This window comes from Shewanella halotolerans (assembly GCF_019457535.1).
Classification (GTDB): Bacteria; Pseudomonadota; Gammaproteobacteria; order Enterobacterales; family Shewanellaceae; genus Shewanella; species Shewanella halotolerans.
Map to the genome: position 1 here is coordinate 3145068 of NZ_CP080417.1, position 25523 is coordinate 3170590.

The 25523-nt window shown below is 45.2% G+C and carries 20 protein-coding genes and 1 other RNA gene; 7 read left to right on the forward strand and 14 right to left on the reverse strand.

Annotated features, from left to right (window positions below):
• The 6 genes from K0H81_RS13665 to K0H81_RS13690 form a co-directional block, all read right to left on the reverse strand.
• Positions 1-1449: an HDOD domain-containing protein gene (locus K0H81_RS13665; protein WP_144203451.1), complete on the reverse strand. Its 1449-nt coding sequence runs from the start codon at positions 1447-1449 to the stop codon at positions 1-3.
• A gap of 348 nt (positions 1450-1797) precedes the next feature.
• Positions 1798-3123: an isocitrate lyase gene (gene aceA, locus K0H81_RS13670; RefSeq protein WP_144203449.1), complete on the reverse strand. Its 1326-nt coding sequence runs from the start codon at positions 3121-3123 to the stop codon at positions 1798-1800.
• A gap of 106 nt (positions 3124-3229) precedes the next feature.
• Complete coding sequence (gene aceB, locus K0H81_RS13675) at positions 3230-4864, reverse strand: malate synthase A (protein WP_220058675.1); 1635 nt, start codon at positions 4862-4864, stop codon at positions 3230-3232.
• Positions 4865-6155: 1291 nt separating this feature from the next.
• Positions 6156-7937 (reverse strand): tetratricopeptide repeat-containing diguanylate cyclase, encoded by a 1782-nt coding sequence (locus K0H81_RS13680; RefSeq protein ID WP_220058676.1) that lies wholly within the window; start codon positions 7935-7937, stop codon positions 6156-6158.
• A gap of 14 nt (positions 7938-7951) precedes the next feature.
• Positions 7952-8173: a hypothetical protein gene (locus K0H81_RS13685; RefSeq protein WP_011865075.1), complete on the reverse strand. Its 222-nt coding sequence runs from the start codon at positions 8171-8173 to the stop codon at positions 7952-7954.
• An 85-nt stretch (positions 8174-8258) separates the two neighbouring features.
• A complete protein-coding gene (locus tag K0H81_RS13690) occupies positions 8259-9068 on the reverse strand; it encodes an SAM-dependent methyltransferase (protein WP_220058677.1) in 810 nt (269 codons plus the stop codon).
• A 409-nt stretch (positions 9069-9477) separates the two neighbouring features.
• Between K0H81_RS13690 and K0H81_RS13695 the strand changes: the two genes are divergently transcribed.
• Entirely contained in the window at positions 9478-9978 is a 501-nt protein-coding gene (locus K0H81_RS13695) for an outer membrane protein assembly factor BamE (RefSeq protein ID WP_041406523.1), read from the forward strand.
• Positions 9979-10191: 213 nt separating this feature from the next.
• Here the strand turns inward: K0H81_RS13695 and K0H81_RS13700 are convergent, their stop codons facing one another.
• Both K0H81_RS13700 and K0H81_RS13705 read right to left on the reverse strand, forming a co-directional pair.
• Positions 10192-10524: an RnfH family protein gene (locus K0H81_RS13700; RefSeq protein WP_220058678.1), complete on the reverse strand. Its 333-nt coding sequence runs from the start codon at positions 10522-10524 to the stop codon at positions 10192-10194.
• Positions 10525-10552: 28 nt separating this feature from the next.
• Positions 10553-10984 carry an SRPBCC family protein gene (locus tag K0H81_RS13705; protein WP_220058679.1) on the reverse strand — a complete coding sequence of 144 codons (432 nt, stop codon included), beginning with the start codon at positions 10982-10984 and terminating at the stop codon, positions 10553-10555.
• Positions 10985-11186: 202 nt separating this feature from the next.
• On the opposite strand from K0H81_RS13705, the gene smpB reads away from it, so the two are divergent.
• From smpB to K0H81_RS13735, 6 genes are all read left to right on the forward strand, one after another.
• Positions 11187-11678, forward strand: coding sequence for an SsrA-binding protein SmpB (gene smpB, locus K0H81_RS13710; RefSeq protein WP_011865070.1), 492 nt, complete (start codon positions 11187-11189; stop codon positions 11676-11678).
• Positions 11679-11800: 122 nt separating this feature from the next.
• Positions 11801-12156, forward strand: a transfer-messenger RNA (tmRNA) gene (ssrA, locus tag K0H81_RS13715).
• Between the two features lie 176 nt (positions 12157-12332).
• Positions 12333-13580, forward strand: coding sequence for an integrase domain-containing protein (locus K0H81_RS13720; protein ID WP_220058680.1), 1248 nt, complete (start codon positions 12333-12335; stop codon positions 13578-13580).
• Between the two features lie 11 nt (positions 13581-13591).
• Positions 13592-14146 (forward strand): hypothetical protein, encoded by a 555-nt coding sequence (locus tag K0H81_RS13725; RefSeq protein ID WP_220058681.1) that lies wholly within the window; start codon positions 13592-13594, stop codon positions 14144-14146.
• Between the two features lie 106 nt (positions 14147-14252).
• Positions 14253-14435: a helix-turn-helix transcriptional regulator gene (locus K0H81_RS13730; protein WP_220058682.1), complete on the forward strand. Its 183-nt coding sequence runs from the start codon at positions 14253-14255 to the stop codon at positions 14433-14435.
• Positions 14436-14709: 274 nt separating this feature from the next.
• Complete coding sequence (locus K0H81_RS13735) at positions 14710-15312, forward strand: YagK/YfjJ domain-containing protein (RefSeq protein WP_220058683.1); 603 nt, start codon at positions 14710-14712, stop codon at positions 15310-15312.
• Positions 15313-15672: 360 nt separating this feature from the next.
• Here the strand turns inward: K0H81_RS13735 and K0H81_RS13740 are convergent, their stop codons facing one another.
• From K0H81_RS13740 to K0H81_RS13765, 6 genes are read right to left on the reverse strand one after another with little or no spacing between them, the layout of a single operon-like run.
• The gene (locus K0H81_RS13740; RefSeq protein WP_220058684.1) at positions 15673-16533 is read right to left on the reverse strand and encodes a hypothetical protein; all 861 of its coding nucleotides are present in this window, start codon (positions 16531-16533) and stop codon (positions 15673-15675) included.
• 33 nt (positions 16534-16566) lie between these two features.
• Positions 16567-17880 (reverse strand): McrC family protein, encoded by a 1314-nt coding sequence (locus tag K0H81_RS13745; protein WP_220058685.1) that lies wholly within the window; start codon positions 17878-17880, stop codon positions 16567-16569.
• On the reverse strand, positions 17861-20314 hold the full coding sequence (locus tag K0H81_RS13750; RefSeq protein ID WP_258406295.1) for an McrB family protein: 2454 nt from the start codon (positions 20312-20314) through the stop codon (positions 17861-17863). The genes K0H81_RS13745 and K0H81_RS13750 overlap by 20 nt, the downstream gene beginning before the upstream one ends.
• Positions 20315-20351: 37 nt before the next feature.
• Positions 20352-22160, reverse strand: a complete 1809-nt coding sequence (locus tag K0H81_RS13755; RefSeq protein ID WP_220058686.1) for an anti-phage dCTP deaminase — start codon at positions 22158-22160, stop codon at positions 20352-20354.
• Positions 22161-22187: 27 nt separating this feature from the next.
• A complete protein-coding gene (locus K0H81_RS13760; protein ID WP_220058687.1) occupies positions 22188-23948 on the reverse strand; it encodes a restriction endonuclease subunit S in 1761 nt (586 codons plus the stop codon).
• On the reverse strand, positions 23948-25438 hold the full coding sequence (locus tag K0H81_RS13765; protein ID WP_220058688.1) for an N-6 DNA methylase: 1491 nt from the start codon (positions 25436-25438) through the stop codon (positions 23948-23950). The genes K0H81_RS13760 and K0H81_RS13765 overlap by 1 nt, the downstream gene beginning before the upstream one ends.
• Positions 25439-25523: the final 85 nt, after the last annotated feature.

Here is a 25523-nt window from a genome sequence, read left to right on the forward strand (position 1 = left end):
CTAATGCACAGAGACAGATAGGCAGAGATTGGTCAGCTGCGCGAAGTGGGTAAAGCGCTCGAAATCCACTTCAGCCAGCTTGCGATCCGAGCTGTGTCTGTCGGCGTATAACAGGCCAATCACCTTGTTATCCACCAAGATCGGCGCCAACATGAAGCCCATGGCAGAGGTGTGGCGCCTGAGTTCTTCGTCGGTATAGAGACGCCACTTTTCCGAGCTAGGGTTGTCGATAAACAGCGGTTTCTTGAGGTCGACACTCTCGGCAAACACATTCTTATCGTGATTAAGCTCGACGATAAACTCATTCTTCATCTTATCGCCGTTCTCGCCTAACACCACGCGAGGCTGCAGGCGTTTTCGGTTTGGAGAGAGCAGCATCACGGCGCAGCGATCCATGCCTATACCATCGAGCAGACCGCTCAGGGTAATGGTGATCACCTCATTAAAGTTCGCCTTGTTGATGGCGCAATCTGTGAGTTCCCTGAGCTTCTTCAGCTGCAGGTCAACATTAAACTCACGTACCTTAATGGGCTCGGCTTCGGGCTCCGCCGCCAGCGTCAATTGGTGAGTATCGGGCAAAAAGGCCACCAGCACCTTGGCGCCATAGGTATCGGCCAGCTTTCTGGTGGCGTGGCTACACTGGATCATCCGCCCCTTAAATTCATCCACCTCGAGATCCAGCATGTCTGCCGCCTGCTTGATTCGATGATTCAGCTCGGCAATATCTTTGCTGTCGCTGGCCATCAACTCGCTGATCTTGTTGGCAAGATAGATGGAGCGGATCTCAGGCGTGCGCTCATTGGGGTTAGACAGGGACTTTACCAGCACCTCACCGAGGCCCCAGTTTTTGGCTATGCCCATGGAAAGCTGGGTAAATGAGGTGCCCAACACCTCTCTGACTACGTTATTGGCTTCCTTCTCATCGGCCTGATTGAGGCGTGCATCGAGCTGCTCTGTGGTCTCGCCGCCCATGCTCCAGAAGGCACTCTCCCCCAGGTGATAGAGCAGCGCGGCGATAAACACCTCTTCTTGCAGCTCTTCATCATGGTCTTTAAGCATCATCTTGGCCAGCATGGCTGCCTGGAAGGCTCTGGCCATCAGGGTGAGCAGCCTGTGGTACACGGGCTCAGATAAGCCCTTATTTTCTAGCAGGCTACTCAGGAGTTTGGCGGTAATACAGATGTTGCGTATGGTATCGAAGCCCAGCACCACGGCCGCACGGCTTACTGTGGTGACGTGGGAGATCCCCTTGTTATAGATGGCGCTGTTGGCCACCTTAAGAATTCGCGAGGTCAGCGCATTATCATGCATCACGCTGCGGCCGAGTATCGCCAGGGAGGAAACATCATCTTTGGCTAGTTTCTCTAGGGTTTTCACCGTCGAGCTAAGTGCCGGCATCTCTTGTTCGCTGATGCGTTTGGTCCAGTATTCTGCACCTTTACCTGACATGGCAGTGTTCAATGCGTATCTACTCTTTTATATAAAGAAATAAGGATAGCGCTCGCTTGCCGGCGCCGTCTTTGATGAATTATAGGCAGAAAAACTTATAACATAACAATTACATCTGCCGCCAGTGGCAAATCACGTTTATCACCTGCACCCTATTCACATGGCGAGGATTTCATCTCTTTATCGGCTGCGGGAGCGTATTGATAAGCACAAAATAAAAAAGGCGGCTCAAGAGGGACCGCCAAAGCAAGCAAAAATAAACAAGTAGAAAGGAAAGAAAAACCTCGCACTGCACGTAGGAACACAGTGCGAGGAACAACCGCTGCTAAAGGACAGCAAGTCGAAACTTTAGAACTGCTCCTCTTCGGTAGAGCCAGTCAGTGCCGTGACCGAAGACTCACCGCCCTGGATCACATTGGTCACCTTATCGAAGTAGCCTGTACCCACCTCTTGCTGGTGCGCCACGAAGGTGTAGCCTTTCTTCGCCGCGGCGAATTCGACTTCCTGTACCTTCTCGACATAGTGCTTCATGCCTTCGCCACGCGCATAGTCATAGGCGAGGTCGAACATGTTGTACCACATGTTGTGGATACCGGCTAAGGTGATGAACTGGTACTTGTAGCCCATGTCCGACAATTCTTGCTGGAAGCGGGCGATGGTGGCATCGTCCAGGTTCTTCTTCCAGTTGAAAGAAGGTGAACAGTTATAGGCCAGCAGCTGATCTGGGTATTGCGCATGGATAGCCTCGGCAAAGCGGCGTGCCTCTTCAAGATCAGGCTTAGCCGTCTCACACCAGATAAGATCTGCGTATGGGGCGTAGGCCAGACCGCGAGAGATAGCCTGGTCGATGCCAGCATTCACACGGTAGAAACCTTCTGAAGTGCGCTCGCCTGTGATGAAGTCGCGATCATAAGGGTCGCAATCAGAGGTCAGCAGATCCGCAGCGTTCGCATCGGTACGGGCGATAACCAGAGTTGGTACGCCGCTCACGTCGGCAGCCAAACGCGCCGAAACCAGCTTCTGTACCGCTTCCTGGGTCGGCACCAACACCTTACCGCCCATGTGGCCACACTTCTTCACCGAGGCTAGCTGATCTTCAAAATGCACACCCGCCGCGCCGGCATCGATCATGTTCTTCATCAGCTCGTAGGCGTTAAGCACACCACCAAAACCGGCTTCGGCATCGGCCACGATAGGCAAGAAGTAGTCTGTGTAGCGCTCATCTTGTGGGTCAATCTGGTTGCTCCACTGGATCTGGTCGGCGCGGCGAAACGAGTTGTTGATGCGCTGAACCACTGCAGGCACAGAGTTTGCTGGATAAAGCGACTGATCTGGGTACATGGTGCCCGCTAGGTTAGCATCGGCAGCCACCTGCCAGCCCGACAGGTAGATGGCCTCGATACCCGCCTTGGCCTGCTGTACCGCCTGACCACCGGTCAGGGCGCCCAGTGAGTTAACATAACCTTTCTTAGCGCCACCATTAACCAGCTGCCATAGCTTCTCGGCGCCGCGGGTTGCCAGGGTATTTTCCGGGACAATCGAACCGCGTAAGGCCACTACGTCCTCTGCTGAATAAGGGCGACGAACGCCTGCCCAACGTGGATTTTCAGCCCAATCTTGCTTAATCGCATCAATCTGTTGTTGACGTGAAATCTGTGTAGTTGCCTTAGTCATAATCTTCTCCATCTCAGGTGTTAGCATCCAGCTCCCTCAATACCACTCACATTCAAAGGCGCTAAATAGGTTTGGGTATTACCCTTTCATTTATAAAATCATCTCGCTAGGCGTTATCGCCCTGGGTCAAAATCTCGTAGCCCGGCAGGGTCAGGAAGTCCACCAACTCGTCGGCCGTGGTGATCTCTTCCAGCAACACGGCGGCCTGGGTAAAGCTGCCATGGGTGAAACGATCCGGTCCCACCTCGAGTTTGACGTTAGCCAGCTCTTCCACCAGCATCTCCTTGAACAGCGCCTTGGTGACCAGCTTGCCGTTAGAGAGCTTCTGCTCATGCTGGATCCACTGCCAGATAGAGGTACGTGAGATCTCTGCCGTGGCGGCATCTTCCATCAAGCCGTAGATGGGCACACAGCCATTGCCACGGATCCAGGCCTCGATATATTGCAGCGCAATTCGAATGTTGAGGCGCATGCCCGACTCGGTGCGCTCGCCTTCGCAGGGCATCAGGAGATCCCTTGCTAGAATCGGCGCATCAACATCGCGGGTGATATGCAGCTGGTTGACGTGATCTTCACCTATGTATTCGTTGAAGATCCCCATAGCGGTGTCGGCCAGACCCGGATGTGCCACCCAGGTGCCGTCATGGCCATTACGCGCCTCAAGCTCCTTATCGCCGCGCACCTTGACCAGTACTGCCTCGTTCTGCGCCTGATCCTTAGCCGGAATGAAGGCAGCCATGCCCCCCATCGCCAGGGCACCACGCTTGTGACAGGTCTTGATAAGCAGGCGTGAGTAGGCGCTCAGGAACGGCTTATCCATGGTGACCGCCTGACGGTCTGGCAAGATGCGGTCGCTATGCTTCTTCAACGTCTTGATGTAGCTGAAGATGTAGTCCCAGCGGCCACAGTTGAGCGCGACTATGTTAGAGCGCAGTTCATAGAGGATCTCCTCCATCTCGAACACCGCCGGTAGTGTCTCGATAAGACAGGTACACTTAATGGTGCCCGGTGTTAGACAGAAGCGCTCTTCCACATAGGCAAACACCTTGGCCCACCAGCGCGCCTCGACATGACTCTCTAGTTTAGGAATATAGAAGTAAGGTCCGCTGCCTTTCTCCAGCAATTGGCGATAGTTGTGGTAGAAGTAGAGGCAGAAATCGAATAGTGCCCCAGGGATCGCCTCGCCATTGAAGACGACATGCTTCTCTTTAAGGTGCAGGCCGCGTACACGGGCGATAAGCACGGCAGGATCTTCATCAAGCGTATAATGCTTACCTGTCTCGGGCGCCGTGTACTCTATCTCGCCGCGCACGGCATCACGCAGATTAATTTGGCCTTGAATCACCTTGATCCAGCTAGGCGCCAGAGAGTCTTCGAAGTCGGCCATAAAGACTTTAACGTTGGCATTGAGGGCGTTAATGATCATCTTGCGATCCACAGGCCCTGTGATCTCAACACGTCTGTCTTGCAGGTCTTGGGGAATACCGCGGATCTGCCAGTCGCCGTCTCTGATGGCACGGGTCTCGGGTAAGAAATCGGGCAGCGCGCCCTTATCGATCAGTTCCTGCTTCTGCCTGCGCATCTCGAGTAGCTTAGGTACCTCTGCCGCAAACTGATCACACAAGACCTCAAGCAAACTCAGCGCACCTTCGTTAAGCACTATCTCTTGCCCCGGCACTGGCGCCCCCAGGATAGACAATCCCGTCTCTAGCTGATGTTTATTCATTACCTGTTCAGTCATCCCGATATCTCCCAAGCGCTCACTTACCGTTAATTTCAATTCTTCCAGCCTTTAACCTAAGGCCCGCCATACCTTGTAATGATGGCCATACAGCTTGAAACACCAGCAAGGGGTTACAAATGTACGTTTTGAACAAAATCTACTAACAAACTGTTGGGATTGCAACAATACGATCGTCGAGAAAATCAGCGAAAAAAGCTGAGTTACATCACAAAAAATTGGTAAGACCAAAAAGCAAATACAGACTTAAGCAGTTGTTTTTATAAAATTAATTTAAACAACAACAAATCAAGAAATGACTAAATTTAAAAGTTGTCTGACAAATGAACCAAGTCCCACACACTGAAAGTTATTACGTAAATTTATTACGTACAGTAATTTTATCGATACAGAGATTTCGCCTAGAAGCCTGACAGATAAAAAGGCGGCACGTTTTGCTTTACTTGCAAGTAAGGCCATTAAAGCCCAATAATTTCAATACCTTGAACGCAACTCTGACACACCCAAAATCAAACGCACGTTTCAATTTGACGTTTACGTAAACGACACAAAAGCAAAGCGAAATGACTTGTCACAATTCGGTAACGTTTGTCGATCAACATCACGATTTTTTTTGGTTTGCTGCAAAAAAAATCAAAAAAAAACCGAATAAATTGCATAGCTAACCCAGCAGAGACGCTTATCATGCAGCCAGGACAAGGCATCAAACTCGGCCATTCGACAAGCCTCGCTCTCCTTCTGTCGCTATTCTTCTATCGCCCCCTTCTATCGCTATCCTCCTGTCGCTAAGCAATCAGCGTAAAATGACTAACTCGCACGGTGACTAGCCGCTCAGCTTTAATATCAATAGTAATAAAAGGCAGCAAACCTAAGTTCAAACAACAAAATACTGAAGGCGAACCGCACAAGCCCTAGAGGTAAACGACTGACAACATGGAACTAGAAGCTCAGCGCAAGACGAAAGAGCTAGCCAGAAGAAGTGAACCACTCGGTAAACATCGAGTACCTGTTGCAGGAAGGCCTGATAGGCTCCCATCGATGCAAGAGGGAATCGCTAAGGATGCATAAAGGCAAAAGCTTCACTAGAAGAGAACAGCTTAGACAGCAAACATAGACTAGAGTCACTAACACCAACGAGAAGCGCGAACATCAACGAGAAGCGCTAGCGCAGACAAGAAGGACTTTCGCAAACAAGAAGGATTAGCAGAGTTAAAGACAAGTGTCGGCAAGCCAATGACTCGCCTAGGGGTAACGATTTTGAACTAAATAACGGCAAACCAGTTAGCTAAGGCTAAGCATTCACCGCATTAATGGGGGTGTCGGGCGTAGACTCCATGCTCGGGCGGTACATGACCACGCAGTTACGGCCATTGCGCTTGGCCTGATACATGGCGAGATCGACCCGCTTCATGAGTGGATCCAGGCTAAGATCCTCCTCCACACTGGTACAGACACCGAAACTGGCGGTAATGCTCAGGTCACTATAGTGAGGCTTAGTCTGAATCGACTCTATGGCCAGGCGACACTGCTTGGCGATCTTGAGGGCCGCCTGCTCATCCGTGTACGGCAAGAAGAGCGCAAACTCTTCACCGCCCATGCGCACAAACAGATCCCTGCTCTTGAGGCTCGGCGTCACCGCATCGACTACTCGCCGCAATGCCCAATCACCGGCGCTATGGCCATAAGTATCGTTGATCGACTTGAAGTGGTCTAAGTCGAACATCACCACACTAAACACGCTGCGATGAGCCAAGACATCGACGAAGAGATTTTCGGCAAAGTCTTGCCCCGTGCCTCGGTTTAATACTCCGGTCAAAGGATCTCGCTGAGAGATGCGCTTATATTTGCGCTTCTGCACAAACATGGTTGCACCAAAAATAATGAGACAGATAGAACAACCAAAGGCGATCATCAGCGCCATACTCTCGTTGTATCTCTCCAGCTCAACCACCTTTTGCTGCGCCGTATAGAGCGCCCTATCCTGGTTGAGCATCTTAATTTCACGGGTCTTCTCGGCATTCTCAAACTTGGCCATCTGATACGCATAGGCCTTTGCCTTGGTCTCATCGATATCGGCCTCACTAAGCTGCATATACTCGTCCAGATAACGATAGGCCTCCTGGTAGCTTCCCTCTAAAGCCAAGGCATCGGCCATCATCTTATAGGCGCGTTTCTTGGCGTTGAGCACGCTTGGTTCGTCCTCAACATCTATGACTTGCTGGGCGTATTGCTTGGCGCTTTCAACCTCTTTCTTCATCAAGTAGGTTTCGGCCAGCAAGGCATTAACATCGTTAATCTCTAACTGAAACTTAAATGTCTTGTACTTTGCAAGCGCTGAAAGGAACAGCTTCTCCGCTTGCTCAAGCTCGCCTAGCTTAAGGTGTGAAGTGCCCTTGCCCTTGTCGGCCATGGCAACAATAAGCGGAATATTATGTTCACTACAGAAGGTGCGGGTATCGGCAAATAACTGCTTAGCCTCATTGTAATGAGAGAGCTTTAGCTCCCCTGCCGCCAATAGCACTTGGGCATAACACTGCTCTTTCGGCGATCTGTCGCGGCTGAGTGCATAGGCCAGCGAGGCATAGCGCTTCACCTCATCATAGACTTCGAGATCCAGATAGAGGTTGGCCAACCTCAGATAAGAGGTCATCTTAATGGTCACATCATCTATCTGCTCGATACGGTCGAGATTCTTCGCCATTGCATCCAAGGCGCCCTGATAGTTCTTCATGGCGATCAGCGCTGTGGCCTGATACAGATAGATGGAATTTTGAGTTTCGGGAGAGTGGCTCAGCTGTTCGGCCTGAGTAAGTAGGTTAAAGGCGCGCTCGTAGGCACCGTTATACATCTCCTTGTTACTCTCCAGGGTCAACACCCGAGCCCTCTGTTCGCGGCTCAAGTGCTGGGTATTCTCTTTAAGGTAGGCAATTACCTCAGACGACTTGGCCGGCTCTGCAATTAAGGATGCCTTTAGCTCATCGATAACCGCGTCATAATCGACATCGCTCGCAACGGCAGATCCGCAAAGCGCTATCGAAAAGACACAAGCCAAAAATAGTCTGAGGTAATACATATAGTTTCTACGAGTTACTTGCTGTCATCTGGGTTAGTGATGATCAAATAGGATTGTACTTCGCTGGTGTCACCTGAGAGCGAATCGAGCTGCGCTTTATCACCCGACAACACCGCCTGGATCTCTTCATCCGTTAGGCCATTGGCTTTCATCACACCTTCTGGATCAGCCTTGTAAGCCTCTAACAGCGCGGCATCCGAACCTAACTTCTGAAAAAAATCGCTTAGCTTAGACATATCATTCTCCATTGTTATGTAATAACACTAGTTGCTAGACAAAAGTTTGACCACTCTAGCTTTAATCAAACTCCGTCTCATTTTTTTAACCCAATAAAGCTTCTGAAATACCGAGTTTTGCCAAAACCTTATGGTTCACCTTCAGCGGCGCCGCCGGTGGAATTAGCAAGGTAGTAATAGCAGTTAACTTGGCTTGGGGTAACGCCTTGAGTAATAAGCGTTCAATTCGAGGCGCCTGTGTCGGTAAATTGGGCGCTTCATATAAAATGACCTCATGGTCTAACGGATACCACTCGCTAAGCTGCTCAACCAAGACCTGCAAACAATCCGAGTTAGTATGAAACTTGGTGAGCGTGTGCTCTCCGGCGATGGCTATCTGCCACAGCAGCAGATGGGTGGCGGGATCCGGCGTATGACAGTAGAACATGAATTGACTGGCCTCGAAGCTCTGGTGACCAGATTGTCCAGGGTCTATCCCCACGTCGGCCCATAAGCAGGCCTCGGCTGAGATCCCCGGCTCCATCTTGGCCTCGAAACCTTCTTCGCGCGCCCGGCGAATGGCGATATGGGACACACAGGCAAACACACCTGGATGACCATACAGGGCGCACACGACCCGCTTACCCGCCCTAACCTCGGTCAATATCGCCTCGACCATCTGTTGGTAGGTATCACGACGGCTCTTAACTTCTTCACCCTGGGCATAGTATTGATGCAGTGATCGGACATCATGATTCATGCTCTCAAGCCACTGGAGGGCAAAGGCATCGGGCACCAAAGAAAAAACCACGTCGGCCAGCTCGATATAACTCTTACTCAGCACGGTTATTTGACCGCCCAGGTTAAGACCTGTGCCGACACAAACCAAACTGCCAAGCTTTTTAGATTCATCCATTCTTGCTGTATCCATTATTACCACAGGCGATATATTACCGCTAAATTCCCGGCTAACCCGGCTAATTAGTCACTATTTGCACCTAGGGCAAACCAACGCTTGCAAACAAGATGTAAATAAAATTTAACTTACCACAATTCGGGATAAAACAAATACTAACAATTAATTAGTCTGGCATTTTCATCACGACTCAGAGATTCTCCCGCGCTACTTGGACAAAATTCATTCAGGCTAGTGAAACTAATCCTTAACACACCTGTCTGAACTATTCGCCCTCCCCTTGGGCGCCCCAAACACACAGGCCTAAGCTGATACGCAGGCTAGATCCAGAAAACGGCGATAGCGCTTGTCAGCATGGGGAATGCTTGGGTATCATGGCCGACAGATTTTTAGGGAAGTAGCGCATTCAATGACCATCAAAAAACATAGTATTACTCTATTAGGCGCAGCGGCGCTGTCTCTTTCATTAAGCGCATGTAGCGTGTTCGACTGGCTGATCTATAAGCCAGATGTGCCACAAGGCAACTACATGGAGACGCAGCAGGTCGAGAAACTCAGAATCGAGATGACCAAAGAGCAGGTCGAATATATCCTGGGCCGTCCCGTATTAAGAGACAGCTTCTCGGACGACACCTGGTACTATGTCTATCACTACAAGAGTGGTCGTGACGCCAGCATCACACATAAAGAGCTGGTGCTGCACTTTACCAATGACAAGCTTTCTAAAGTCGATGGCGACTATGAACTAGCTGCAGACTTTAACACCCCGCTGGATCAGAGCTCGCTGCCAGAACTAGGCGCCGCAAAGGGTGACCTGGTTCCACTAAATCCAGAGCAGCGTCCAGATACCAAGCCACTCGTGGAAGAGAAGAAAGCACAAGAACTCAACGAAGTTAAAGAGTTTGAATAAACGCTTTAACTAATGCCAGGCTAAGTCAAACACCTTGGCATCAAGACGAAAAAAGGGTCCTAAGCATTGCTTAAGACCCTTTTTACTATCTAGTGGTTTTTTCTTTATTCTTAACTCTTAACTCTACAATGCGCCTTGCAGCCTATCCTGCCAGACGGCTTATCTGGCCTTACTTAACTCTCGATAATATTCCCAGAGGAAACAAAAACTTAACTAGCTCACCTTAGCGCCAGTGGTCTTGTTGGCGCGGCCCTCGCTCTTAGCCTTTTCGGCGCGTTGACGACGCACATCTTTGGGATCGGCAATCAAGGGGCGATAGATCTCCACTCGCTGCCCGGGTTCTAGCACCTCATCATGCTTCACCGCTCGGCTGAAGATACCTAGCTTTACCTTCTCCAGATCGATCTCAGGAAAGAAACGGCAGATATCGCTCTGCTTTACCGCCTCGATACAACTGGTGCCCGGCGACACCATGACGCTGATACGCTTCTGCTGGGTAGGCAGTGCATAAATCACTTCAACGGCAAACTTATCTTGATCGCTCATCTTACATCCTAAGAAGATTAAAAAGCTGTTATTTGTAAATCACTTTGGCGCGGCTGGTGAAGGCGGTCACCATAGAAGACATCAGCTCTTTGAACACCTTACCGAAGGCCAGATCCGCTATCGAACTGGAAAATTCGAAGTTAAGCTCGAAATCCACCTTACAGGCATCTTCCGTCAACTCGGTAAACTCCCATTGACCGTGCAGATGCTTAAAGGGGCCATTTTCCAGCGCCAGCTCAATTCGCTTACCAGGAATAACCTGATTGCGTGTGGTAAAGGTCTTGCTGATCCCCGCCTTGGAGACATCGACCGAGGCCAACATGGTCTTACCATCAAACTCGAGTACCTTACCGCCAACACAACCCGGCAGAAACTCCTTATAGGATTCCACATCGTTGACTAACTCGTACATCTGCATGGCACTAAAGCGCACTAATACGCTACGGGAAATCTTGGGCATATGACTGTTTAACCTGAAACCTTGGCCTGACACCATAAAGCAAAAAATTGATTTTAACATGCTAGGCAACACCGGTCACCTCACCCAGCACTCATGCCAAGCTCAAAAAAACACCACCTCGACCCATTTACGCAGGCAAATTAAACAAATAATCGCGCGAGCCAATTCCAAATTGGTTTACCGCGCGTATAATAGCCCTCCTATGGCTAAGAAAAACGCAAAAAAATCAAAGAACCCACCGGCGACGATTGCACGCAACAAACGCGCAAACTTCGACTATAAATTTGAAGAGAAATTTGAAGCCGGCTTATCCCTGATGGGATGGGAAGTGAAATCGATCCGAGTCGGAAAGGTAAACCTGTCTGAGAGCTATGTATTCCTCAGAGACGGTGAGGCCTACCTGTTTGGATGCACCATCACACCGCTCAATACCGCATCGACTCACGTGGTTTGTGACCCCATGCGCGATCGTAAGCTGCTGCTCAACCGCAGAGAGCTGGATAAGCTGCAGGGCCTGGTAGAGCGTCAAGGTTACTCTATCGTGCCTATCTCCATGTATTGGCGCAAAAACGCCTGGGTGAAGCTCGAAATCGGCCTGGGTAAGGGTAAGAAAGAGCACGATAAGCGCGACGATACCAAAGAGCGCGAATGGAAGATTGAAAAATCTCGTACCATGAAACATGCTGCACGATAATAATCGCTGTGATTCAGCGACTTGTCTGGCATAAAACGTACGGATAACGAACAAACGATAGTAACCCCTATGATTAATCCTTGGTAATCGAGGACGACGCGGGTTACAATCGACCTTGTACTGGGGGCGATTCTGGATTCGACAAGATTCACGAAACCCTAGGAGCATGCCGAGGGGCGGTTGGCCTCGTAAAAAGCCGCACAGTTATAGTTGCAAACGACGATAACTACGCTCTAGCAGCTTAGGCTAGCTAGCCATCTTGCTCACGTTTCTCAAATGGGCAGAGTATTAAGATGGTCACCTTTACATTTGATAGCGAGGGAACCATGTTCAGGGGTGAACCGCGAAACAGTACTGAACTCGCCAATAACAATCCTGTCTTTCGGAGTGTTGTTGGTTAACCAATAGAAAGACTAAGCATGTAGCGCCGAGGATGTAGGCTTTTTGGACGCGGGTTCAAGTCCCGCCGCCTCCACCAATAACAGAAACGAAGACGTCCTAGGACGTCTTTTTTTCTGCCTTTAAGAAAGTAAAATCAACCATTTAGCGATACCCACCCTTCCAGTAAGGACTTTTTTAGTCCGATTATATCCGGTTGCAATAGATACATCGGCGGGTACACTGAAGGTACACACACTCTATGGTGTACCTAATATGGCTAAGCAGACTACCCAATTAAGTGACACAGAAGTTAAGAACGCGAAATCTCGAGATAAGGAATATCACCTTTTCGATGGTCATGGTTTAAGATTGCGCATTAAACCGAACGGCTCGAAACTTTGGCTTTTCAACTACACCCACCCTCTTACTAAGAAACGTAATAATTTAGGCCTAGGCTCCTATCCCACAGTGTCGCTTGCTCTTGCGCGAAAAAAAGCCGTTTCAGCCAGAGAACTGCTAGCTGAAGATATAGATCCAAAAGCTCATCGCGAAGACCAAATAGCTAAAAAAGCAGCAATCATAGAGCACACACTTATCAATGTCGCCAAAGATTGGATGGAGTGTAAAAAAGAAGCTGTAACTGAAAAACATGCAGCGAAGACTTGGAGTTCTCTCGAACTGCATATTTTTTCCGATCTTGGCAAATTACCCATCAGTCAAATTACTGCACCGAAAGTCATTACAATCCTTCGGACGATAGAAGCCAAAGGACATTTAGATACAGTGAAACGCTTATGCCAGAGGCTTAATGAGATAATGGTATTTGCAGTAAACACAGGCTTGATCCACTCGAACCCATTAAGTGGTATTAAATCCGTATTTAAGCAGCCAAAGAAAAATCACCTATCGGCGATGCAGCCTCATGAACTACCGGAGCTAATGCAAGCCATAGCAAACGCGAGTATTCAAAGGTTAACTAGGCTGTTACTTGAATGGCAACTTCATACTATGACTAGGCCTAACGAAGCTGCTAGCGCAAGATGGGATGAAATTGACCAGGAAAATCGACTTTGGACTATTCCAGCCAGCAAAATGAAAATGCGACGTGCTCATCAAATCCCACTAACCGATGAAACCATTACGTTACTTGAAATACTCAGACCAATAAGTGGACACCGCGAGTACCTGTTTCCTGCAGCTCGTAATCCCAAAACTCATTACAGCGAGCAAACAGCAAACGCTTCTTTGATTCGTATGCAACTCAAAGGTCGCACTACCGCTCATGGTTTTAGGTCCCTTGCGAGTACAACGCTTAACGAACAAGGCTTCGATCCTGATGTTATAGAGGCCGCGTTAGCGCACACAGATAAAAACCAGGTTCGCAGTGCTTATAACCGCAGCGTTTATTTGGAAAGAAGAAAAGTCATGATGGCTTGGTGGAGTGAGCATATCACTCAAGCTGCGCAAGGTAATTTAAGCCTTGCTCAAAACAACACAAACTTGCGATTAATTGCCAATTAAAGAGGGATTTCATGGCTAGATATCAACTTAAAACAACGCTTACAGCCCTTCAGGCAGTTGAATTAATATTGGATAGAGACTTCGACTCAATATTAAGAAACGATCCGGATTATAAAACGGCACAGGAACTATATGAATGTTTAATTGAAGAATATGAAATTGCCATAAATTGTGCTGAAAACAGCATAATTAAGATAAGCTTACCACCGACCTTGGGGGTCTCAGATGCACAGGCATCAAAACAAAGCCTCGCAGCTTTTTTTAGACAAAATGACAACCCCAACTATGCCAAACTTATCATGCCCCAAGGAAAGAATGGTGTGACGGATGATAATGGGCTTTCACATAAACCTCATGGCAATGCACTACGAAATAATAAAGTTCGAGAAGAGGTACTCGAATTCGCACTCTACGTAATCAAGAAGTTTCCTGACCAATGTGAATCTGCGGCAAAATGGGCACAAACCATAGACGAAAAAGCTCAACTAAAGTGGCCTAACACTGCTGAACCCCCTCTAAGTCGAGCGACCATCGAAAAGTTAATAGGTAAAGCATTAAAAATCTGAAACTAAATTTAGTTTCAGAAACTAAATAAATACCGTCAGAAATCAGCGATATGTCCATCGTATTCTTCATCCGTCCAAGCAAAATTGCTAACATACGGAGAAGACCATGAAAGTATTAAGATTGAGAGATGTCATTCAGTTAACGGGCTTAGCGCGTTCAACAATTTATGACTACATAGCCAAAAAGCAATTCCCTAAGCCGATAGATCTTGGTGAACGAGCTGTTGGTTGGCTTGAGCACGAAATCCAAGATTGGATCCAGCAACGTATAGAAAAACGAGATGCATAACCCAGTAAGTCACTAATGTAGCCATTTGGTAAAGTTAGTGACTTTGATTGGCAAGCGTATAGCGCACACACAGGCATTGTTGGTGCGCTATAGCTTACGCTAGATGCCGCTGGATGAAAATTGCAGGTTTTTTACCCCCCTAATTTTAAGCGCGTTTACAGTAACCCTTAGGCTCAATAGGCATTCGCGCCACTCGGCAGCCTGAGGGTTTAGGGGATATTGATAATATCTTATTAGGTTTTTTATTTAGAAATTCTTGTAAGTGGATATTGCTATGTATGCAACAACGTCTAAGTACTATGAGTATCAAGGGATGTTCTGGAAAATACAAAGCGCACCATCTGGCTGTTACACACCAATGCTGAGATCAATCTGTCAGCTTTTCTTTAATATGCACAGCTACCACGCTCGACTTCTAGTCTTTAGGTTTGATTTAAGACAATCCAGCTTTACCGACAGCAACCAGCGCATCACTCGGTTTTTCAGGCGACTCAATCGTCGATTAATGACAAAGTATAAGCTTCAGCGACTGGGTTATTTTTGGACTCGAGAACAAGATAGCGCTAAAGCACAGCATTACCATTGTGTACTATTTATCGACGGCAAGTGCGTCAACTTCCCTTCAACCGTTTCGGCTATGTGTGAAGAAGTCTGGGCAAACATGAGCGGTTCATACTGGCGACCAGATAATTGCTTTTACCTAAGCCACCGGCATAATCATCAAACCATTGGCGAGGTAATTTATCGCTTAAGTTATCTTGCAAAAACACGTGGCAAAGATAAAAAGTCGCCTCAAACCAAAAACTATGGTTCAAGCCGAATCACCGCTAATCCCAAATCAGTATCGCCACGAAAAGATGTGACCCGCGCGCATTAGGATGACTCGCGACACCTGCGCAATTAATACCAAAGCACTAATGCATTACCAAGGGTCAGATTTGAAATCTGACCCTTTTAAAACAACACTCGCCTGGAACCTCCATGAGCCGCCAATGGAATTAAAGCAAACAACTGGAAAGGTTAGCTTGAATCGCCTCTACAAAGGGGCTTTCAAGGGGCTTTCAAGGGGCTTTCAAGGGGCTTTCAAGGGGCTTTCAAGGGGCTTTCAAGGGGCTTTCAAGGGGCTTTCAAGGGGCTTTCAGCCAATGATAACTATGAAACAACTCAGGTAAACTGCCCCTCATATAAACCTTTCCCTGAAAACTCAGGATATGTTGTTAGGGCTATTGGCAACAACTCAAGTTTTTGAATTTACCCGAACAAAATCTCTAAACGCCTGCCTGTGATCTCCAAATCCAGAGTCCATTAAGCCTTGTTCGTGATACTCTAGCCATCTATAAATAGCACTATCAATACCAATCTGGCCATCCAATAAACCACTTACGTAAGACTCAGGATTTGTAGTTAGATCTTCCGCATAAAACCTTTCGGCTGTTATCGCAGTCTGTTCTAACTCGCTATCAGGTATATGCTTAAGCGCAATAATTTTACTGAATACATTGGGCTTCAAATGCCTCCCTGACACATAACAATTTTGCTTCCAGGCTTGCGCGACACACGCTGCAATGTCAGCTCGACACTTCCAATATCCATAAACCCATTGTTCACAAAAGTGATATCGATAAATAGGCTTTCCTGACAGCTCACCAATTCTCTGTCTCATTAAAATGAGTGCATCATATTCATCAGCTTTATATTGAGTTGTCAGCAAAAAACCATCCACGCTATTCCCATCAGTTGACAACAATAGAGAATCCAGCCAATCGCCAAATAGCTTAGGACGTTTATAAAAATGATTTAACTCATAAAGTTCATCTGAGGCACCTTCAAGCCATTCGAGTTGGACATTAAATAATGCAGCCGCAGATTCTAATAAGTCACCGGTTAACATCTTTAGGAGTTCAGCCTCATCTTCGACTTGATGAATGGTCAGATTATGGCCAAAAAAACGTGGGATCTGGGCTCGGGCTACGCCATGCTCTTCAAAAAGTCGTATGAAACGCTGGACAGTATTAGTAACTACGGGCTCAGGCTTGCGCCATTTTTTATATCGTTCTTTGAGGGCAAAGAATGCTTCAATATCACCTAATCCAACCATGGATAATCATCCTTTTTTACTCGGTAAAATAGCCTAACTGGCAATGTGATGAAAACTGTATGCAGAGCTTAAAGCTGCCATATCACAATAATCCATCTCAAGGTCAAAAGGCACGACATGGAGCTTTAACCCCGGTTTAAACTCAAAATGAGCCAGAGATTCTGTAAAACCAATATGCTTGGGGTAAATCAGGTACAGGTCACCTTGCCCACCTATGTACTTTTCACCATAAGCATACAGCTGATACATATCCGCTTGATTTAGATTGTACTTATCTTTAGCTGTATTAAGCGACGAATCAAGCAACTTCCATTTTGTGTCCATCACGGTGATCACCCGAAATTTATCATAGACGACCAAATCAGGCTTTAGCCGGAACCAATCGCTACCATTGTGAAGAGTTAAACATTGGCTAGATGCCTGTTCTTTTAACTTTAACGCTGATGGCAGTTGTCGTCGTAATTGTTTGGCAACATAGCGTTCAAATAGCTGTTCCATCGGGAAAAGAAAAGATAAGCCATCATGCTTACCGACCATTGCTACCGGTGATTGATAACTTAAAATCAGTTCACACCATGGTTTTAAAGGACGATAGTGAGCAAGTCCTCTATCTTCCTTCCACAGCCTAAAATCTAAAGCATAGTTAGCCGATAACTCGATATCGTTAAATACGAATAACAGTTCACGAGCGAGGCGTTGATTAGCAGTCGATTTAGACCACTTCAGCACTTGCTTCAATGAAGAATTCAGCAGACGGTTTTCTGATCGATTAGCGTTATAGACATCATGAGCTACATGAAAATAATGTTGCCTACCTGGTCGCTGCCTCAATTGTTTCGCGACCTGCAGTTGTCCCTTTAAATAAGGAGACTCACGCTCAATACGTTGATACTCATTTCTAATACCTTGGCGCACCAATTTTGAAACAGCTTTTAAGAAATGCGTAATAAGTAACTCATAAAGAGGTTGTTTTAATAGTTGTAGTTGAGATTGTTGGAACTCTTCTAATGTTAACTTTTCAACAAGAGCTAACATCTTTATCAAGATTTTACGGGCCGATACGGGATCACAAGTATCAGTTGATGTTTTGGGTAAAATTTCGATTCGCGTTCTACAAGGGGTTTCTAGTACACCAACAAAATTTATAACCTGAAGTGCTATTGTGGAACCGTATCGCTTAGCTTTAACTAATTCACGCTGACTATCGCCATTGCTAATACCATTAGCCAATAACCACTCGAATGCTGACTTAGGTATTGAATGGCAATCTATGCTGTGGTTATCACCACCATTAGTTAATAGTGCATACTCCCTGACGGTGACATTATTAACCTTGCTGAGATTCATAAATGCCTTTATATGCTTCAGGGTTAAGCAATGCTGCATTGTTTCGTTGGTAAAGTCTAATGCCATCTTGTGACCAATCATTACCCATCAATGCCAATACTGAAGCGTCAGTAAACTTCTCCTCAATAAACTTCAAGCTGATATCAGATTTGAGATGATCACCTAGTGCTTGCCCAACACGCTCCCAGTCTTCAAAAAAGTATTCTTCTAACAACGGCAGTATTTCTAGCTCAAAAATACGAGCCAAACGCTCAAGGGTGGGATCATCTTTTAGTGGTAAAAAGAAGCTATGACCAATGGTATGCTCACGGTCATATAGCAGCTCGATGCGCTGATTTATCGTTTTAAGCAACTTCGCGACATCAATGCCGTCGATAACAATACCTTCAAGCAACTCATGGTTTGGCATCATCTCTACAAACTCAAACCTACGACGCAGCGCAATATCAACTTGAGCTAATGATTTGTCAGCAGTGTTCATCGTACCTATGATATGCAAATTAGACGGGACTGAAAAAGACTCTTTTGAATAAGGCAACTTCACTGATAAAGCTTCAGCGCCACCAGCACGCTTGCTTGGTTCGATTAGCGTGATCAGTTCGCCAAAGATGTTTGAGATATTACCACGGTTGATTTCATCGATAATCAAGACAAACTGTTTAACAGGTAAATTAATAGATTGAGATTTATAATCTTGAAGGCCGCAATTGCTTTTTAAATACCGCAACACGCCATCAACATACGATGGATTATAAATTCCCTTTTTACTACCAGTCCGATATAGCTGCCTTACAAGTGCAAGACTAGCAGAATAGCCATTTTGCAATGACTGATTGCTTTTGGGATAAACTAATAATGTATTCCCTCCACCATATTCTACATCAAACTCTTTTCCTGTAATCGTCTTTAATGTCATTAAACCGTCGTGACTGGCTAAGGCATCGGTAAAAATTGTTAATGCTTGATCAAAAGGATCATCAGTCTCAGTTACGCCTTCACTAGCACGTTCACAAATCTGCTTAAAAACTCCAGATTCAATCTTGTAGTTTAATTGACCACTTTCAGATTCAGCTCGCAGTCCCTCAACAAAATCTTCATAGCTAAAACTCTGGTGAAAAGTTGTAAAAACTATCTGACCTGAAGACACAAATTCATCAAATTTTGCTTTCAATTGAGTACGGGATAAACCCTTTTGTAAAAAATCGGCTTCTACAATAGTAAGCGCTTGATTGATGGTATTATAAGTTTTACCGGTACCAGGAGGACCGTACAAAATTTTATTAGTGGGGAGACTTTCAAACTTCATTTTGACTGGTTCCTCAATGAGAAAATTACTTGAGTTACTAACCCATAGCTTTTCTAGTTCTTCAGTTATCGATGGATTAATTTCAATGCCAGAGCTCTGTGGGCTCCATTGTTGTTGAGGAAAAAAACGGATCAATTCAGACTGTCTCAGCAGCCCTCTTGCTAAATCAGGTCGATGTTCTTCAACTTCAAACTCAATGTAATTACGCTTTTTTGAGCTATCGCGCCAATCTTCGTCATCAAATGATGTGCGGATAATTTCACCTGATGCAATAATACCCTTAGGTTCAACGCCTAGGCGTATTAAAAAGATACGATCACCTAATTGCGGCTGTTTTGAACTACTGGTCCATCTATGTTTATCACCTGGGTTTAAATCAAGCTGATAAGAATCAGAACCCTCTCCACCATCAGAAAAATGTTTAGGGTTCCAACTTAACAACCATGTTCGATTGACATATTCATCAGGCCATTTAGGAAGAGTTTTATGCTTCAGAGGAAACCTACTCAAAAAGCTAGCAACATAATCAGCTTCATTAAGTTCAACCAACAATTCATCAGTTAACTCTCTAGCGCTTTTAGATATGCCTTCATGATATGTTGAAGAAATAAGGACCTTGATGCCAGTTGTCTCTGGTGTTTCCAGTCTAATCAATACCGCTAAAGCTGTATTGTTACCAACAGATTTTCGTCCGCAACGGATAGGTCCACTTTTCTTACCTCTTATACAAAACCAATCAAATCCTTTTTGATGTAACATTTGAAACAATTGGCATAGTCGATATCGTGAAAGTTCATCTTGCACGTAAGCCGATATTTGAGGTTGAGCGGTAAAATGATTGAGTAAAATAGCGCATTGAAAGTTAAGCCAAAGCTTTAACCCTGCGATAGCAGCACCGTTATATGATTGACCTATATCTGCATTTTTGCCTTGAGGACTATAAAGCTTCACTAGGCTACATAACTCTGTAATTGAAGAAATAGCATAAATACTATTTCCCAGATGATCACTGATTCTGTTGAGCCCTGATTGATAATTTCTAAAGCTATTAGCAGATATACCTTTCTTTTTGAAAGGCCAATCGAGCTCTGTTTGTACCCACTCTTTGAATTTTTCTTTATCTGTCACAGCAGTCCTCCATCCACTTGAAATAGCTCTAATTTAGTTAACCTTTCAAGAGCTGAAGTTCGTCTTTATATGGCATTAAAGGCGCGTAAAGCCTGTGGTAAGCATTTCCCACTGCGCCTATGAATTGGGTAACTTTTGGAGGGTGATCGCCTATTGCAATGATATGATCACGGGCAATACCTGGATAAGGATCAATATAAACAATCTCCTTTATCCCTAATTGATATGCCTTTTTAGCACAAAGTTCACATGGGCTTGCTGTAGTAAATAATTTACCGCCTTCGATTCCCATACTGCCACTTTTGGCTAACTGTAAAAATGCATTTTCCTCCGCATGCAGTGAACGTGTATGAACCTGATTTTTTTCACCTTCTACTTCATTTTGAATACTTTTAAAACAATAGGATAAATTGTAACCTTTTAATGCATTTTCACTTTTAGCAAGGCTTCTCTCAAAATCACTAAGCTTTTGTAACGCAATAGTTCTAAATTTTTCATCTGTTCTTTCGTATTTACTATAAATAGCAGGATTAAAGTTAGCCTTTAATCCATTTAAAGATCTCAAGTTACAAGGTACTTGGCCATCTGCAACATCATTCCAACCTATAGATTTTATTGAAAAATCAGAATTAGTAACTGCTGCACCCACTTGTCTAGATATACAACCTGAATTTAACTTAGCAGAATAGGCAATTTGCATTACTCGCTCAGTAGATGTGGGAGTAACAATCCCAGGGTGTTGCATTAAACTGATATACCAAGCCAGTTGCGCCTTTAAAACATTATTATTTTGAGGTTCTTTTCTTGGATTGAACAAATGAATATCAGATATTTCTAAACATGCTTTCACGTTTTGAGTGAATAGCTTTTCGACTTCATCTTTATCTGTTTTAAATTTAGAACCACATGCACCACACTTTGTCACAGACTCTTTTCCTAGATCCCCTGACTCTTTACTATCTATACGTTTAATTTCATCATCAGTAAATTTATGCACTTTTCTTAAGTAACTAGTTCTATCTTCATTTGGCGCATTAACTGAAACTAAGTAGAACGAAGCATATCGATCTTGAAAATACTTTGCTTCATATTGATTTCTAATAGCATCAATTACAATACACGTAGATTTATTAGTCTTTTTGTGTGACCGGCGAAGAACCTTTACCACTCTATTAATTATTTCTGGTAGATAATGAAGAAATCTAATTTTGAATGGTTTACTATCATACCCTATCGATATATTACCAGCTCTTCTGATTGAATTACCTGCGGCCTGATAAAGCTTTACATATGAACCTACTCCAAAATGCTGATCGATCAGCTCTTTGATCTTTTTTGAGAAAGAGGAGTACTTTAACAGCAATGCACGAAACTCAGCCTCATCAACACATGGAATATCATTCAATTCTTGATCAAAAATATAATCAATCACTTCACTATATCTTTTCAAACTTGAAGCCCAAGAAGAAAGATTGAATTCTTTAAAAAAATTTTCAGCCTTGTCTTTTTCTATATCTAAAATAGAAACAAAAAAACTTACACAATCATCTTCTGGAGTCCGCATAAAGCTAGCAGAAATAAAATCACTAACCTTTATCGCGTAAAATCTAGGGAATTTTTCATCAGCATATTTCTTTACAATTTCATAACGATGAGTATCCATTCCCTTAAAAAATTGAGCATCATCATTACTAAGATCTTTTATTTCTGGAAATCCAGGCGATTTACTCGACAGAATATTTGCTGTTGTTGTACAGCCACTACCTGTTCGGCCAGTTAAACCAAGAAAAATAAAATCACTTCTTTGACTGAGTAATTCTTCCATAATATTTTGAGGTTCGTCCATGTAGCTCTCCTTTAAATTACTTAGTTGTTAAATAGCCTGTTCGACGAAGGCGTCGGTGAGGTGGATCTGGGTTATTTGGGCGTCACTTAAACGGGCTTTGAGCCGGTCACAAAGCGCCATTAGCTCATTGACTCTGTTTACTATAAGAGCTTGTTCTGCAGTTGAAGGGACAATGATTGGTATTGACTCAACTATTTTTTTGCTAATCTTCGGCATAGTACCTGATGTCCCAGTCATACGGTCCCACATGAATTGTCGGGACTTTGGAGAAGATAACCATATTGATAAAAACTCAGGATTCAAATTTTCCACAGTCCTTAGCTTCATCATCAAATCCGGATAAATTACACCCGCTACATCCATTTTTACTAAGCAATTACAACCTACGTAATTAGCCGAATTACCACGTTGAATTAAAATATCGCCTTTACGAAGCCAAAGGTGCGAATCGTCCCTAACTTTAATGTCTACATACTTTGTTTGGCCTAAATCAAGATAACCATATGTGGTGGCGCCCAATTTTAAGACACTAACATCAGTTTCTGTTGGAGCTTCTTTAGGTGAAAAACCATTTCTTGGACCAAAAGATAAATACTTTTTCAACTCATTTTCTTGAGCATCTACACTCCATGGCACCAACTTGCCTATGACTGCGAGTTGCAGGATGGTTTGTTTTAACTGCTCAATACTTTCTTCTGTGGTGAACAGCGTATCGAAGTGATCCGCAATCATCTGCCAGTTTTGCTCGAAATTTTTTCCTGCATTTACGTTTTTAATATCAGTGACATTTCCGCCACTCTTGGCGGTCACATTATCTTCTGCGTTTGCAGAGTTGGTTAGAGAGCCCTCAGCCGTTGTCGCAGACAACAGTAAAGAGTCTAACAGCGTTGTCACCAACACCTGATGCGCTTCAATGCTGGCTTCGGTTTGTTGCTCTAGCTGGTCGCAGAGTGCCATTAACTCATCGACTTTGGCGACGATGCGGTGTTGTTCCTTTAAAGGTGGAATGGAAACAACTAGAGGGTTTAATTTCTCAAGAGAGATATTGGCTATGTTTGTAGTTTGACTGGAGCTTCCTACTAATTCATCACGTACACTAGGAGAGCGCAAGACCATCATCAAAAAAGCAGAGTCCAATTGATATGGCCTAATTACGCTAAGAAACCCACCGAAAGATACATCGAGATTCTTCGGCAAAAAATATGTGTAAGATACTTTTCCGACTAGTTCTCGACTGTTTGCCATAGACATAACAATATCACCCACTGCGAGCATTTGCTCTTCACGCTTAACATAAGAACGCTCAACATATATCAAGTCATCCCAGTCTAGTTGGGTCTGAACATTCGCCGTTCTCAAACATGCAATTAAATTAGATTCAGGTTCATTATGTTTAGCACTTGCGGGAAAAGTAATACCTCGAATAATTGATACAAATTCACCAAGCCTTGATACTTGCCAGCCCAAGGGCAAATCATCTTTAAGGTCTTCCTCTGCAACGGGTGATAGCTTTTTACTACGTTTAATCTTCTTATCTTTGATTAACTGCGCTTTTTCTTGTGCAATACGCTCAAGCAACACTGAAGCAGGCTCATCACTTGGATCTTGAGGCACAAGCTTTCCTCGCACCGCTAACTCTAGAATTAGCTCACGCAACTTCTTAACACCGTAAAGCTCCTGTTTTTTGCTGCTACCGCGTCCAGAGGTCGATTTGGTCTTAACTGCTGAAGTCCAAATATCAATATGTTCGGTAATTAGCGTATTCATAGGAGATTGGTCTACAGCCATTATTGTTCTCCACCTTGCTTTTTATCTTGAACGGTAGAGCTAAGTGCATCACCGAGAATGCCTTTCAGTTGGTCACGCAGTGCTTTAATGTCTTGCTGCTGCTGCTGATAGTTCGCCAGTAACTCTTCAGGATCATGGCTGACGACTTCGCCTTGGTACGGATTTTTAATATCTAGGTTAAAGTTGCGTTCGATGATCTCTTCAATTGATACTTTCCAGGCCTGATTGTTTTCTAAACGGCTAGCAAAACCGTCTTCTTCGCTGCCCCACCAATCGATCTCTTGCTGGAACTCCTCAAACTTCATCGGTTTGGTTTTGCTGTAGTTCTTCACGCCTTCTGGGTAAGGGTGCTCATAGAACCACACTTCTTTGGTCGGTTGGCCTTTGGTAAAGAACAGAATGTTGGTCTTAATACCTGTGTATGGGTTGAACACGCCATTAGGTAAGCGAACAATCGTGTGCAGGTTACACTCTTCCGTCAGCATCTTTTTGATTTTGGTTTTTACACCTTCACCAAACAAGGTGCCATCAGGCAACACCACACCAGCGCGACCATCTTTATCCAATACTTCGACAATAAGCTGCAAGAACAGATCGGCGGTTTCGCGGGTTTGCATATCGCTTGGGAAGTTCTTTTCAATCCCGTCCTCTTCTGTGCCGCCAAACGGTGGGTTAGTCGCAATCACGTTGATATTGCTGTCCCAGTTTGAAAGCGGCTTGTTTAGCGTATTACCGTGCTTGATTTGTACTGGCACTTCAATACCGTGCAGCATCATGTTGGTGATGCACAGTAAATGCGGAAGCTGCTTCTTCTCGACACCGTGGATCTGCTGTTGCAGTGTTTGATGGTCGCTAGCGCTCTTCACGTAGTTATCTTTAACGTGATCGAACGAGCAAGCTAAGAAACCACCCGTGCCGCAAGCTGGGTCCATAATCTGCTCACCCAGTTTTGGATCAAGGCGATTAACGATAAAGCGGGTAACCGCACGTGGCGTATAAAACTCCCCCGCATTACCTGCGCTTTGCAGGTCGCGCAGAATTTGCTCGTAGATATCGCCAAATAGATGACGCTCTTTAGAGTCGGTGAAGTCAATTTCATTGAGCTTATTGATGATTTGACGCAGCAGTGTGCCATTTTTCATGTAGTTGAAGGCATCACTAAAGGCCTCTTTCACTACGAAGCCGCGAGGGTTGGTATCGCTTGGCGCGGTAAAATTTTTCAGCGTTTGGAATAGGTCATCGTTAACAAACTCAAGTAGTTCATCGCCGGTAATACCCTGGCTATCTGCCGCCCAATTGCGCCATAGGTATTGGCTTGGGATTGGCTCTCGGTAATCATCCAGTTCAAGCTCTAACTCTTCCTCCTGGGCATCAAACACTTTTAAGAAGAGCAACCATGACATTTGCCCCAGACGCTGGGCATCGCCATCGACACCGGCATCTTTACGCATAATATCTTGGATAGATTTGATAACTGAACTGATTGACATAGTATTCTCTTATTTGGAAACAGGCTGAGTTAGTGGATAATCAGCCCTATAACATAGCGACTTTGGTTGGCGCTTCACCTGCTGT

What these genes read in the sequence shown, in the direction of transcription:
- K0H81_RS13665 (WP_144203451.1), bottom strand. Translation starts at nt 1,449, where the DNA reads ATGTCAGGTAAAGGTGCAGAATACTGGACCAAACGCATCAGCGAACAA.
- aceA (WP_144203449.1), bottom strand. Translation starts at nt 3,123, where the DNA reads ATGACTAAGGCAACTACACAGATTTCACGTCAACAACAGATTGATGCG.
- aceB (WP_220058675.1), bottom strand. Translation starts at nt 4,864, where the DNA reads ATGACTGAACAGGTAATGAATAAACATCAGCTAGAGACGGGATTGTCT.
- K0H81_RS13680 (WP_220058676.1), bottom strand. Translation starts at nt 7,937, where the DNA reads ATGTATTACCTCAGACTATTTTTGGCTTGTGTCTTTTCGATAGCGCTT.
- K0H81_RS13685 (WP_011865075.1), bottom strand. Translation starts at nt 8,173, where the DNA reads ATGTCTAAGCTAAGCGATTTTTTTCAGAAGTTAGGTTCGGATGCCGCG.
- K0H81_RS13690 (WP_220058677.1), bottom strand. Translation starts at nt 9,068, where the DNA reads ATGGATGAATCTAAAAAGCTTGGCAGTTTGGTTTGTGTCGGCACAGGT.
- K0H81_RS13695 (WP_041406523.1), top strand. Translation starts at nt 9,478, where the DNA reads ATGACCATCAAAAAACATAGTATTACTCTATTAGGCGCAGCGGCGCTG.
- K0H81_RS13700 (WP_220058678.1), bottom strand. Translation starts at nt 10,524, where the DNA reads ATGAGCGATCAAGATAAGTTTGCCGTTGAAGTGATTTATGCACTGCCT.
- K0H81_RS13705 (WP_220058679.1), bottom strand. Translation starts at nt 10,984, where the DNA reads ATGCCCAAGATTTCCCGTAGCGTATTAGTGCGCTTTAGTGCCATGCAG.
- smpB (WP_011865070.1), top strand. Translation starts at nt 11,187, where the DNA reads ATGGCTAAGAAAAACGCAAAAAAATCAAAGAACCCACCGGCGACGATT.
- K0H81_RS13720 (WP_220058680.1), top strand. Translation starts at nt 12,333, where the DNA reads ATGGCTAAGCAGACTACCCAATTAAGTGACACAGAAGTTAAGAACGCG.
- K0H81_RS13725 (WP_220058681.1), top strand. Translation starts at nt 13,592, where the DNA reads ATGGCTAGATATCAACTTAAAACAACGCTTACAGCCCTTCAGGCAGTT.
- K0H81_RS13730 (WP_220058682.1), top strand. Translation starts at nt 14,253, where the DNA reads ATGAAAGTATTAAGATTGAGAGATGTCATTCAGTTAACGGGCTTAGCG.
- K0H81_RS13735 (WP_220058683.1), top strand. Translation starts at nt 14,710, where the DNA reads ATGTATGCAACAACGTCTAAGTACTATGAGTATCAAGGGATGTTCTGG.
- K0H81_RS13740 (WP_220058684.1), bottom strand. Translation starts at nt 16,533, where the DNA reads ATGGTTGGATTAGGTGATATTGAAGCATTCTTTGCCCTCAAAGAACGA.
- K0H81_RS13745 (WP_220058685.1), bottom strand. Translation starts at nt 17,880, where the DNA reads ATGAATCTCAGCAAGGTTAATAATGTCACCGTCAGGGAGTATGCACTA.
- K0H81_RS13755 (WP_220058686.1), bottom strand. Translation starts at nt 22,160, where the DNA reads ATGGACGAACCTCAAAATATTATGGAAGAATTACTCAGTCAAAGAAGT.
- K0H81_RS13760 (WP_220058687.1), bottom strand. Translation starts at nt 23,948, where the DNA reads ATGGCTGTAGACCAATCTCCTATGAATACGCTAATTACCGAACATATT.
- K0H81_RS13765 (WP_220058688.1), bottom strand. Translation starts at nt 25,438, where the DNA reads ATGTCAATCAGTTCAGTTATCAAATCTATCCAAGATATTATGCGTAAA.